Origin of the sequence: Bacillus thuringiensis (assembly GCF_001595725.1) — a bacterium.
Taxonomy (GTDB): domain Bacteria; phylum Bacillota; class Bacilli; order Bacillales; family Bacillaceae_G; genus Bacillus_A; species Bacillus_A thuringiensis_K.
Window position 1 is genome coordinate 284,626 of sequence record NZ_CP014282.1, and the last position, 12,782, is coordinate 297,407.

A 12,782-nucleotide genomic window follows, 5' to 3' on the forward strand; every position below is an offset into this window, starting at 1 on the left:
TCTAGTTTTGAAGGAATATGCCTTCAATAGTTTGGTGATGATGGCAGAGAGGTCACACCCGTTCCCATACCGAACACGGAAGTTAAGCTCTCTAGCGCCGATGGTAGTTGGGACCTTGTCCCTGTGAGAGTAGGACGTCGCCAAGCAACTTTAAGACAAGTCAGAATGACTTGTCTTTTTTGTGTTTTATAAAAATAAGAATGGGTGGTAAATCTCAGTTTTTTATAATTTCACTTTATTGTTCACATCAACAAGTTCAAAACGCTCACAGACGAGTAACATATCTTCAGAGAAATTAAGACCAAGCTCATTTAGTTCCTTTGTAAAAAAACGAACATGGGTGTCTCCTTCGCCTTCAGCGATAGCGAATTCTTCGCTTACTTCATTCATTGGTGTTACAGTTACTTCTATTATCTTAATAATAGCTACAGGTTCATCATTACTATTAAGTATAATACTATAATCATTAGTGGTCGGTAGCGGTTCATTTTCTAATTCAGAAAAAATGTGACCGGAGCATGTAGCAGTTTTAATACCGTCAATTACTAGTTGTGCAAGATAATTAGGGGAATCTCCAAATTGCCAAGCTATAACAGATTCTGGTTTTTTGTTGTTTCCCCAATAAATATTCCAATATGTCTGTGCTAATTGATTCATTTTATCGTCACCTCACTCTAATTAATATTTAGTCGCTTTATAATTCCTAGGAGATTTATTTATTTACTTATTCTGTCTTTGTGCTCATTTAAAATTTGTATCAGTGTGTTGCAAATTTCAAAGATACTATGTGGAATGAATATGGTTTGTAAATATGTTCTGTACATATATGGGATCTTTAATTTTCCAATTGCATTTTATGATAAAGGATATAGTTACTTAAAGAACCTTCAGACTATTAATGGTAGTTTATTATCACTATGCCATATTGAAGTGAGTAGTACTAGAGTTGAAATAGATAAAAAACCGATATTCTAAAATTGAATATCAGTTTAATGATATGTGACTTATATGAATCTATAGTAATACGAAAAGCGTAAATAAGATAGCCAGCAAAATACGATAGTATGCAAAAGGTTTTAAACCTATCTTCTCTAAAAGCTTTAGAAAAGTTACTACCGCTAGCATCGCTACTATAAAAGAGGTAATGAATCCTACCGCAAACATAGGGAGGTCATCGACACTTAAATACGTCCAGCTTTTTAGTAAGTCTAAGCCTGTAGCCCCAATCATTACAGGAAGAGCTATTAGAAAAGAGAATTCAGATGCAGTCTTATAATTTACTTTTGCCAATAGACCTCCAGAGATAGTAGAGCCGGCTCTAGAGAAGCCAGGGTATACTGCTAAACATTGAAATAATCCAATTGTTAATGCTTGACGGTACGTTAAATCGTCCAGTGAATAGGAGGTTGCTTCTTGCTTTTTTACTTCTGCAAAGATCATAAGAATTGCTCCTGCTACAAGTCCAATCACAACAGTGTATGGCTGAAATAAGTAAGTTTTAATAACATCATGTAGTAGCAAACCAGCAACTACTGCCGGAAATACGCCAAGAAATACATGGAACGCGTTGAATTTTTTCTCTTTGCGTAGAAGAGGCTTAATATTACATAAAGAAACGAGGCGTTTATGATATAAAATTGCAATAGCTAAAATTGCGCCTAGCTGAATAACAATTTCAAACGTTTTTGCTCTTTCTCCTTCAAAGCCTAATAAATGCCCGACTAATATAAGGTGGCCAGTAGAGGATATAGGTAAAAATTCAGCTAATCCTTCTACAATACCGAGTATGAAGGCAATAATGATATCGCTCATAGTTTCACTCCTATAAATTAATGAATGTCTACTTTCTTAAAATAGAATAGTGTTGCAATAAATCCGAAAATTGCTGTTGCTGCAATGATGATATAAGAATACTCTGGTGGATATGTCGGTTGTAATTCATTATTTGCAATATCTAGAGTAGCGGTCCACGGAAATAAATCTTTATGTTTGGAGTTTACGAGCATAAGATTCATCATTGTAATAATGACTGTTAATATAATAGGCGGTACATAGCTCTGCATTACAAGAGTTAATAGCACAATAGGTGAAGACAATAGAAAGAGAAGTCCACCACATATTAAAAATTTTAGGAAAGAACCTAAAAGTAAAGTAATGTTAAAACCAGGGAAGTTCCCCAATAGCCCTAATACTACAGTAAGCGACCAAGCGACTAAAGTTAGCATCATAATCCAAAGGAAGAGGATGATGAACTTACTTATAATAAAACTAATGCGCGACACGGGGATAGTTAGTAAATTTTTTAGTGTATCTTCTGCATATTCGCGGGTAAACATATAAGCAACAACTACTCCGTATAAAGGGAATCCTATAACTAAAGTAGTATATAAGTTAACGTCAGTGAATAACTGGTGGAACCAAATAGTCGGAGTTGGCTGTTTTGTTTTTATATGTATATAAGAGGCTACTACGACTAAGAAAGGTGCGACACCAGCTCCAATAATGCTAATTAAAAACATATTAGAGCGTTTTAGTTTTAATAGTTCTGTATAGAGTAGATTAACCAATTGTCCCACCTCCAACTAGTTTGGTGAAATAATCTTCTAATCTGTCTTCACTGATCATCATTTTTAATACTTCGATATCATTAAGAACGAATGTTCTGTTGATGTATCCTTGTTGCCCAAAATGAGAGTAAATGCGAATATTCCCTTCATCATGTACCTCATAATCGAAAATTTGAAATTGATTTTCTAATAGCATCGCAGCTTTATTGTCATTATTCACCTGAAATTCTATGTACTTACGGTTTGCTTTGCGCAGCTTATCAAGAGAAACTTCTTCTAGTAACCTTCCTTCGTGAATAATTCCGATACGATCAACTAACTGTTCTACCTCTGCTAAAATGTGACTAGAAATGAGTATCGTTATATTCCTTTCTTGAGCTAAAGAATGAATAAGTTTTCGCATTTCTTTAATACCGATGGGGTCTAGTCCGTTAGTCGGTTCATCTAATATGAGTAGTTCGGGATAATGGAGAAGAGCGCGTGCAATTCCTAGGCGCTGCTTCATGCCTAGAGAATACTTTCCTACTAACTTTTTTGTTTCATGCTGCAAGCCCACTATTTCTAATGCTTCTTCAATAGCATTCTTTTTGTAAACCCCGATTATCTTTGCATTAATTAATAAGTTTTCTTTTGCAGTTAAGTTTTCATAAAACCCTGGAACTTCAACGATAGAACCAATTCTACTTAAAATATCTTTTTGATTTTGAAATAAGTCCTCTCCGAATATTTCGATAGTTCCACTTGTAGGCTTTATAAGACTAAGCAGCATACGAATGGTTGTCGTTTTACCAGCACCGTTACGTCCTATGAATCCATAAATTTCTCCTTGTTGAACGTTAATATTTAGATTATCTACGGATTTTTGCTTGCCATATACTTTAGTAAGATTAGTCGTTTTTATAATTGTGTTTATAGGAGTCACCTACTTTCTATAAGTTCTTATTTACATGATAAAAAGGAAGGCTTAACTGCATATTAATCATTTCTTAACTATTTCTTAAAAGTATTGTGTTTTGGAATGGAAAAGCCAAAAGTGGTTCGTTCCCATGGAATACTTTTAACCCATATATGCCCACCATTCCTCTCAACGAGCGCTTTAGAAATAGAAAGCCCGAGCCCGCTACCACCAAAAGACGAGTTTCTTGATTGTTCGCTTCGGTACATTCGCTCGAATACGTTTTGTAAATCATGTTTTGGAATACCAGGACCTTTATCCCAAATAAGAAGTTCATATGCTGCATCCGTTTCTAGTAGTTCGACTCCTATTGTTTTCCCATTCTTTCCGTAATAAATGGCATTTTTCATTAAGTTACCTATAATCCGCATAAGGCTTAGGTGATCTGCAATGATAGGACAAGTAGACTCTGGTATAAGAACTTGTAGTTTAATATTATGTTTTGAGAGTTCGGGTAAAAACTCGATCAAAGCTTCTCTAGTAACTTCAGAAAAGTCGAGTTTTTCTTCTTTTAGTGGAAATTCATTAGCGTCTAGCTTTGCCATATTGAATATTTCATCAACTAGGTGCTTTAAGTTATTTGATTTCATATAAAGTATTTTAAGATATTCTTGCTTTTCTATTTCAGAAGCAGCAACCCCATCTTTTAAAGCATCGATATATCCAATAATGGAGGTGAGTGGTGTTCGGATATCGTGTGAGATACTAGATAAAAGTTGTTTTCTAGATTCCTCAGACCTTTTTGCTTTAATCCGAACCTTTTCTAATTCAGCTATTAGTTCGTTTATTGAAAAAACGATATTATGTAACGATTGATCATTACTTGTGAATAATCTCGTTTGTAAATTCCCCTTTAGTGCACGACTTAATTTAGTGTCTATTGATTTGCGATTTTGAATGAATTGTATTCTTGAAAAGAAGAGATACATTGTAATTAAGATAAGGGTAATAAATAAAGAAATTTTTACTTTTGGATCCATTTGTATATTTAAAAGCCCGTAAATGATAAGTTGTAATGAAATAAGGAAGAGGATTTTATCGATCTTCAAGCTTTTCACCTACAAACTTATAACCAATTCCCCATACAGTTTGAATGAATTTTGGATTGGAAGGATCGATTTCTATTTTCTTTCTAAGTTTTCGAATATGTACCATAACGGTATTATCATCTTCTATATAATTATCGTCCCATACATTGCGGAAGAGCTGTGTTTTTGTAAATACTTGTCCTGGGTTTGAAGTAAAGAATTTTAATAGTTCTAATTCTTTTCCGGTTAAGCTGATTTCTTCTTTATTTGTGTGAACTGTATATGTATTTAAATTGATAGTTAGTCCTTTAAAAGCTAAAGTTGTCTGCTCTTGTACACTAATGTTACTTCCAAGAACGAAAAAACGCCGTATAAGAGCTTTGACTCGTGCAACCACTTCGTGAATGCTGAAAGGCTTCGTAATGTAATCATCAGCACCAATGCTTAAACCTAAAATTTTATCGACTTCGTGATCTTTAGCGGTTAGCATTAATATCGGTACGTTAGTTTTATCCCTTAGCTTTCTACATACTTCGATACCATCTACTTTCGGCATCATAAGATCTAATATAACGAGGCTATAGTTGTTTTGATTAAATAACTGTAAGGCTACTTCGCCATCAATCGCAGTATCTACCATATATAATTCTCGTTCTAAATATATTTTTAGTAAATTACGGATTTCTTTATCATCGTCTGCTATAAGGATACGTATATCTTTCATATCTTCACCTACTTCTAATGGATTTCATTGATGGTACAACAACCCTCTAATTATATACTAGTATTTGTTTAAATAAGATTAACAGTTTTGGGGAAGGGAAATATTCAAGCAAATTAAGCTAGGGTCAAAGTAAATTGAATATGTTTTGCGAGAATAAATTAAAGAGAAGCAGAAGGTAGTTTTACGGTAATGAATTTTTGTAGGGACGTATATAGCCAAAAGAGCGTAAAAAACATTTAATTGAATATCTTTATAAAAAGTGTTGACGATTAGAGTATAGAGGTGTAATATAGAACAAGTCGCCGATGACAATAACGTCGCAAGCGACAAACGAAATGAAAAACTTAGTTGACATTGAAAGATGAAAATGTTAACATAAGGAAGTCGCAAATGAGCGGCCAAGTAGTTCTTTGAAAACTGAACGAAACAAACAACGTGAAACGTCAATTTTTATTTTAGATGCTAGACAAACTAACTTTATTGGAGAGTTTGATCCTGGCTCAGGATGAACGCTGGCGGCGTGCCTAATACATGCAAGTCGAGCGAATGGATTAAGAGCTTGCTCTTATGAAGTTAGCGGCGGACGGGTGAGTAACACGTGGGTAACCTGCCCATAAGACTGGGATAACTCCGGGAAACCGGGGCTAATACCGGATAACATTTTGAACCGCATGGTTTGAAATTGAAAGGCGGCTTCGGCTGTCACTTATGGATGGACCCGCGTCGCATTAGCTAGTTGGTGAGGTAACGGCTCACCAAGGCAACGATGCGTAGCCGACCTGAGAGGGTGATCGGCCACACTGGGACTGAGACACGGCCCAGACTCCTACGGGAGGCAGCAGTAGGGAATCTTCCGCAATGGACGAAAGTCTGACGGAGCAACGCCGCGTGAGTGATGAAGGCTTTCGGGTCGTAAAACTCTGTTGTTAGGGAAGAACAAGTGCTAGTTGAATAAGCTGGCACCTTGACGGTACCTAACCAGAAAGCCACGGCTAACTACGTGCCAGCAGCCGCGGTAATACGTAGGTGGCAAGCGTTATCCGGAATTATTGGGCGTAAAGCGCGCGCAGGTGGTTTCTTAAGTCTGATGTGAAAGCCCACGGCTCAACCGTGGAGGGTCATTGGAACTGGGAGACTTGAGTGCAGAAGAGGAAAGTGGAATTCCATGTGTAGCGGTGAAATGCGTAGAGATATGGAGGAACACCAGTGGCGAAGGCGACTTTCTGGTCTGTAACTGACACTGAGGCGCGAAAGCGTGGGGAGCAAACAGGATTAGATACCCTGGTAGTCCACGCCGTAAACGATGAGTGCTAAGTGTTAGAGGGTTTCCGCCCTTTAGTGCTGAAGTTAACGCATTAAGCACTCCGCCTGGGGAGTACGGCCGCAAGGCTGAAACTCAAAGGAATTGACGGGGGCCCGCACAAGCGGTGGAGCATGTGGTTTAATTCGAAGCAACGCGAAGAACCTTACCAGGTCTTGACATCCTCTGAAAACCCTAGAGATAGGGCTTCTCCTTCGGGAGCAGAGTGACAGGTGGTGCATGGTTGTCGTCAGCTCGTGTCGTGAGATGTTGGGTTAAGTCCCGAACGAGCGCAACCCTTGATCTTAGTTGCCATCATTAAGTTGGCACTCTAAGGTGACTGCCGGTGACAAACGGGAGGAAGGTGGGGATGACGTCAAATCATCATGCCCTTATGACTGGGCTACACACGTGCTACAATGGACGGTACAAGAGCTGCAAGACGCGAGTGGAGCTAATCTCATAAAACGTTCTCAGTTCGGATTGTAGGCTGCAACTCGCCTACATGAAGCTGGAATCGCTAGTAATCGCGGATCAGCATGCGCGGTGATACGTTCCCGGGCCTTGTACACCGCCCGTCACACCACGAGAGTTTGTAACACCCGAAGTCGGTGGGGTAACTTTTTGGAGCCAGCCGCCTAAGGTGGGACAGATGATTGGGGTGAAGTCGTAACAAGGTAGCCGTATCGGAAGGTGCGGCTGGATCACCTCCTTTCTATGGAGAATTGATGAACGCTGTTCATCAATAAAGTTTCCGTGTTTCGTTTTGTTCAGTTTTGAGAGAACTATCTCTCATATATAAATGTATGTTCTTTGAAAACTAGATAACAGTGTAGCTCATATTTTTTATTTTTAGTTTGGTTAAGTTAGAAAGGGCGCACGGTGGATGCCTTGACACTAGGAGTCGATGAAGGACGGACTAACGCCGATATGCTTCGGGGAGCTGTAAGTAAGCTTTGATCCGAAGATTTCCGAATGGGGAAACCACCATACGTAATGGTATGGTATCCTTATCTGAATACATAGGGTAAGGAAGACAGACCCAGGGAACTGAAACATCTAAGTACCTGGAGGAAGAGAAAGCAAATGCGATTTCCTGAGTAGCGGCGAGCGAAACGGAACATAGCCCAAACCAAGAGGCTTGCTCTTGGGGTTGTAGGACATTCTATACGGAGTTACAAAGGAACGAGGTAGACGAAGCGACCTGGAAAGGTCCGTCGTAGAGGGTAACAACCCGTAGTCGAACTTCGTTCTCTCTTGAATGTATCCTGAGTACGGCGGAACACGTGAAATTCCGTCGGAATCTGGGAGGACCATCTCCAAGGCTAAATACTCCTAGTGATCGATAGTGAACAGTACCGTGAGGGAAAGGTGAAAGCCCCGGAAGAGTGAAGAGAAACCGTGTGCCTACAATAGTCAGAGCCCGTTAACGGGTGATGGCGTGCTTTTGTAGAATGAACCGGAGTTACGATCCCGTGCGAGGTTAAGCTGAAGAGGCGGAGCCGCAGCGAAAGCGAGTCTGAAGGGCGTTTAGTACGTGGTCGTAGACCGAAACCAGGTGATCTACCCATGTCCAGGGTGAAGTTCAGGTAATGAATGGAGGCCCGAACCCACGCACGTTGAAAAGTGCGGGGATGAGGTGTGGGTAGCGGAGAAATTCCAATCGAACCTGGAGATAGCTGGTTCTCCCGAAATAGCTTTAGGGCTAGCCTTAAGTGTAAGAGTCTTGGAGGTAGAGCACTGATTGGACTAGGGGTCTCATCGGATTACCGAATTCAGTCAAACTCCGAATGCCAATGACTTATCCTTAGGAGTCAGACTGCGAGTGATAAGATCCGTAGTCAAAAGGGAAACAGCCCAGACCGCCAGCTAAGGTCCCAAAGTGTATTAAGTGGAAAAGGATGTGGAGTTGCTTAGACAACTAGGATGTTGGCTTAGAAGCAGCCACCATTTAAAGAGTGCGTAATAGCTCACTAGTCGAGTGACTCTGCGCCGAAAATGTACCGGGCTAAATACACCACCGAAGCTGCGGATTGATACCGAATGGTATCAGTGTAGGGGAGCGTTCTAAGGACAGTGAAGTCAGACCGGAAGGACTGGTGGAGTGCTTAGAAGTGAGAATGCCGGTATGAGTAGCGAAAGACGGGTGAGAATCCCGTCCACCGAATGCCTAAGGTTTCCTGAGGAAGGCTCGTCCTCAGGGTTAGTCAGGACCTAAGCCGAGGCCGACAGGCGTAGGCGATGGACAACAGGTTGATATTCCTGTACCACCTCTTTATCGTTTGAGCAATGGAGGGACGCAGAAGGATAGAAGAAGCGTGCGATTGGTTGTGCACGTCCAAGCAGTTAGGCTGATAAGTAGGCAAATCCGCTTATCGTGAAGGCTGAGCTGTGATGGGGAAGCTCCTTATGGAGCGAAGTCTTTGATTCCCCGCTGCCAAGAAAAGCTTCTAGCGAGATAAAAGGTGCCTGTACCGCAAACCGACACAGGTAGGCGAGGAGAGAATCCTAAGGTGTGCGAGAGAACTCTGGTTAAGGAACTCGGCAAAATGACCCCGTAACTTCGGGAGAAGGGGTGCTTTCTAACGGAAAGCCGCAGTGAATAGGCCCAAGCGACTGTTTAGCAAAAACACAGCTCTCTGCGAAGCCGTAAGGCGAAGTATAGGGGACACCTGCCCGGTGCTGGAAGGTTAAGGAGAGGGGTTAGCGTAAGCGAAGCTCTGAACTGAAGCCCCAGTAAACGGCGGCCGTAACTATAACGGTCCTAAGGTAGCGAAATTCCTTGTCGGGTAAGTTCCGACCCGCACGAAAGGTGTAACGATTTGGGCACTGTCTCAACCAGAGACTCGGTGAAATTATAGTACCTGTGAAGATGCAGGTTACCCGCGACAGGACGGAAAGACCCCGTGGAGCTTTACTGTAGCCTGATATTGAATTTTGGTACAGTTTGTACAGGATAGGCGGGAGCCATTGAAACCGGAGCGCTAGCTTCGGTGGAGGCGCTGGTGGGATACCGCCCTGACTGTATTGAAATTCTAACCTACGGGTCTTATCGACCGGGAGACAGTGTCAGGTGGGCAGTTTGACTGGGGCGGTCGCCTCCTAAAGTGTAACGGAGGCGCCCAAAGGTTCCCTCAGAATGGTTGGAAATCATTCGTAGAGTGCAAAGGCATAAGGGAGCTTGACTGCGAGACCTACAAGTCGAGCAGGGACGAAAGTCGGGCTTAGTGATCCGGTGGTTCCGCATGGAAGGGCCATCGCTCAACGGATAAAAGCTACCCGGGATAACAGGCTTATCTCCCAAGAGTCCACATCGACGGGGAGGTTTGGCACCTCGATGTCGGCTCATCGCATCCTGGGGCTGTAGTCGGTCCCAAGGGTTGGGCTGTTCGCCCATTAAAGCGGTACGCGAGCTGGGTTCAGAACGTCGTGAGACAGTTCGGTCCCTATCCGTCGTGGGCGTAGGAATTTGAGAGGAGCTGTCCTTAGTACGAGAGGACCGGGATGGACGCACCGCTGGTGTACCAGTTGTTCTGCCAAGGGCATAGCTGGGTAGCTATGTGCGGAAGGGATAAGTGCTGAAAGCATCTAAGCATGAAGCCCCTCAAGATGAGATTTCCCATAGCGTAAGCTAGTAAGATCCCTGAAAGATGATCAGGTTGATAGGTTCGAGGTGGAAGCATGGTGACATGTGGAGCTGACGAATACTAATAGATCGAGGACTTAACCATATAATATGTAGCAAATGTTATCTAGTTTTGAAGGTATATGCCTTCAATAGTTTGGTGATGATGGCAGAGAGGTCACACCCGTTCCCATACCGAACACGGAAGTTAAGCTCTCTAGCGCCGATGGTAGTTGGGACCTTGTCCCTGTGAGAGTAGGACGTCGCCAAACAAAAACCTAAGTCGTTTCGACTTAGGTTTTTTGTGTTTATTTTTATTATTTTAAATATAAAGGTAAGAATTACCTTTATGAGAATATAGTTCAGATGTAAAAAGAATGTTTGTAATCTTATATAAAAAGGTTATGTGAAAAATAGCAATATAGCTCTTTTTGCATAACCTTTTGTGTTTTTAAAGGATTTTACATAAGAAAAATTCTATAATTAAGGTAGTTAACATATATTTTTGATGGGTGTGGGGGATTATGAAAGAAATATGCATGTTATTAGTGGCTGTTATATTATGGGGCACAGCCATTGCGCCAACAAAATGGGCGTTAGAATCTATTCAGCCGTTTACTTTGTTATTTATTCGCCTTTTCTTTGCAGGTGGAATTTGCATGATATTCTCATTTAAGCAATTTAAAAAATCAGTTGTACATAAAAAAGTTTCATGGAAAAGAATGAGTTTGTTAGCTTTTACCGGTGTAGCTGGTTATTTTATGTTTACATCCTACGGCATTTCTTTAACAAGTGGATTACATGTGAGTATTATAGATGCTGCATTACCATTAGTTACAATTCTTTTTTCAGCACTCTTTTTGAAAGAGGAAATTCGATTGAATTATTGGATAGGAATTATATTGGGTGCTATAGGAGTACTCTTTATTACGATTCCATCTAAAAGTGCTAATCAAGAAGTGTCTTTAATAGGAGATATACTGATATTATTAAGTACTTTTCTATTTGCTTTCTACACAGTTTTGCTAAAACGACCAAAACAAGAACAGTATTTATCAAACGAGGTTTTTACAACATTAACTTTAATTATTGGAGCTGTTATTCTCTTACCGTTTGCACTGGTAGAAATTTTTTATTACGGTCTCCCAAAGGTTGAAACTTGGAAAACGGGACTTAGTGTAATATACCTTGTTATTGGAGCAACAATTTTAGCATATTGGTTTTGGAATAAAGCGCTAGAGAGAGTTTCAGCATCAGTGAGCGGATTATATTTAAATGCATTACCATTAATAAGTATTGTTACTTCAATTATTCTATTAAATGAATTTCTGACCTGGAGAGTAATAATGGGAGCAAGTTTAGTCTTAATAGGAGTAGGATGGGCAGATAAGCAAAAGTTATGTAATCTATTAAAAGGTAACAAGGTGGAGAATAGAGACTGTTAAACAGTATGATTTGTATAAATGAAATGTTAAAAAGATACCTTGTATATGAGGTATCTTTTTTATTTAGCAAAGATAATAGACTAAAATTAGTATAGATATTCTTTGCTGTATTTATATGTGTCGAAATCATTTTGAAATATTGTTTGAACAAGTTGTATACATTCAGTATTATAAAAGCTTTCAAAAGTTGGATGACGGGGAAATAAAGGGTTAGTAATATCGCCCTCGCTAAAATTCCCTTTATAAATCATGGCGGGGAGTTTGATGATGCCATGATGTTGAGAACTCATTTATTGGTGCGGTTTTTAATTCGAAACGCTTTTCTAATTTTTTCATTTCCTGATCGAAGTTTTCTAAGTATATATAATTGGTCACATATTCTTCTTCACCAGCTATATATTGTTGTGTGAAATGTGGGTTAATATCACTTGCGTGAGCCCCTTTCATAAATAGATAGTATAGAAATTGTTTAAATGAGATCCCTTTGGGGGAATTTTCATCTTGATATAAAAACTTTCGGATGGGTTTCCATTCGGGATTTTCCATATAAGGAGGTCCAATTAAGGATATGAAAGAACTGACTGCTCTTCTATAAGGGTTACGAACAAGTTTAAAAGTTTCTTTTTGTTTTTCTCGTAACGCTACCCCTAGTCGTGCACCATAGGCAGGTGTACTTTTGTATATATCATATTCATAATTATGAATGAAAGGACTATAACTTAGAGCTGTTTGTAATAAATCAATCTGGTAAAAGAACCACTTAGCAAGAGAAGTACAGCCGCTTTTTTGACTCCAAAATAGAATGATTGGAAACTTCCTATGATAGTGTGGGCTTCTTGAATGGGAGTTTATGACGTGTAATAAAGAAGGATTGAACAAGTTCTACACTTCTTTCAGTTATCTTATTGATATCTATGAGAAACAAAAGGGAGGTATGAAAGCCTTTTTTATCTTTTTTTTTAAAATGAAAGATTAATATTGACTATTATTATATAGAGGTGTAATATAAGACAAGTCGCTGATGACATTGACATCGCAAGCGACAAACGAAATAAAAAACTTAGTTGACATTAACTAACGAAGATGTTAACATAAGGAAGTCGCAAATGAGCGACCAAGTAGTTCTTTGAAAACTGAA

General features: G+C 39.9%; 7 protein-coding genes, 4 rRNA genes and 1 pseudogene. 5 read left to right on the forward strand and 7 right to left on the reverse strand.

Annotated elements, in window-relative coordinates; all coding sequences use genetic code 11:
* The first annotated feature begins 30 nt into the window (after nt 1-30).
* A 5S ribosomal RNA gene (gene rrf / locus AXW78_RS01560) occupies nt 31-146 on the forward strand.
* Nucleotides 147-222: 76 nt separating this feature from the next.
* On the opposite strand, the gene AXW78_RS01565 is transcribed toward rrf (AXW78_RS01560), so the two are convergent.
* The 6 genes from AXW78_RS01565 to AXW78_RS01590 all read right to left on the reverse strand — a co-directional run bounded on the left by AXW78_RS01565 (nt 223) and on the right by AXW78_RS01590 (nt 5,274).
* The gene (locus AXW78_RS01565) at nt 223-657 is read right to left on the reverse strand and encodes an ASCH domain-containing protein (protein WP_061883715.1); all 435 of its coding nucleotides are present in this window, start codon (nt 655-657) and stop codon (nt 223-225) included.
* Nucleotides 658-1,014: 357 nt separating this feature from the next.
* Entirely contained in the window at nt 1,015-1,812 is a 798-nt protein-coding gene (gene uppP, locus AXW78_RS01570) for an undecaprenyl-diphosphate phosphatase UppP (RefSeq protein ID WP_061883716.1), read from the reverse strand.
* 17 nt (nt 1,813-1,829) lie between these two features.
* Nucleotides 1,830-2,567 (reverse strand): ABC transporter permease, encoded by a 738-nt coding sequence (locus AXW78_RS01575; RefSeq protein ID WP_061883717.1) that lies wholly within the window; start codon nt 2,565-2,567, stop codon nt 1,830-1,832.
* Nucleotides 2,560-3,489 carry an ABC transporter ATP-binding protein gene (locus tag AXW78_RS01580; protein WP_000187942.1) on the reverse strand — a complete coding sequence of 310 codons (930 nt, stop codon included), beginning with the start codon at nt 3,487-3,489 and terminating at the stop codon, nt 2,560-2,562. Before AXW78_RS01580 ends, AXW78_RS01575 begins: the two co-directional genes overlap by 8 nt.
* Before the next feature lie 68 nt (nt 3,490-3,557).
* On the reverse strand, nt 3,558-4,571 hold the full coding sequence (locus tag AXW78_RS01585) for a sensor histidine kinase (RefSeq protein WP_000686997.1): 1,014 nt from the start codon (nt 4,569-4,571) through the stop codon (nt 3,558-3,560).
* Entirely contained in the window at nt 4,558-5,274 is a 717-nt protein-coding gene (locus AXW78_RS01590) for a response regulator transcription factor (RefSeq protein ID WP_000651981.1), read from the reverse strand. Before AXW78_RS01590 ends, AXW78_RS01585 begins: the two co-directional genes overlap by 14 nt.
* A gap of 477 nt (nt 5,275-5,751) precedes the next feature.
* On the opposite strand from AXW78_RS01590, the gene AXW78_RS01595 reads away from it, so the two are divergent.
* From AXW78_RS01595 to AXW78_RS01610, 4 genes are all read left to right on the forward strand, one after another.
* A 16S ribosomal RNA gene (locus tag AXW78_RS01595) occupies nt 5,752-7,289 on the forward strand.
* Nucleotides 7,290-7,433: 144 nt separating this feature from the next.
* Nucleotides 7,434-10,305: ribosomal RNA gene (locus AXW78_RS01600) — 23S ribosomal RNA — on the forward strand.
* A gap of 50 nt (nt 10,306-10,355) precedes the next feature.
* Nucleotides 10,356-10,471 (forward strand): 5S ribosomal RNA (rrf, locus tag AXW78_RS01605).
* The 16S, 23S and 5S rRNA genes sit together here, the layout of an rRNA operon.
* A gap of 252 nt (nt 10,472-10,723) precedes the next feature.
* Nucleotides 10,724-11,644, forward strand: a complete 921-nt coding sequence (locus AXW78_RS01610) for a DMT family transporter (protein ID WP_061883718.1) — start codon at nt 10,724-10,726, stop codon at nt 11,642-11,644.
* An 86-nt stretch (nt 11,645-11,730) separates the two neighbouring features.
* Here the strand turns inward: AXW78_RS01610 and AXW78_RS01615 are convergent.
* Nucleotides 11,731-12,523 (reverse strand): annotated as a pseudogene (locus tag AXW78_RS01615) (sulfotransferase family 2 domain-containing protein).
* Nucleotides 12,524-12,782 lie beyond the last annotated feature (259 nt).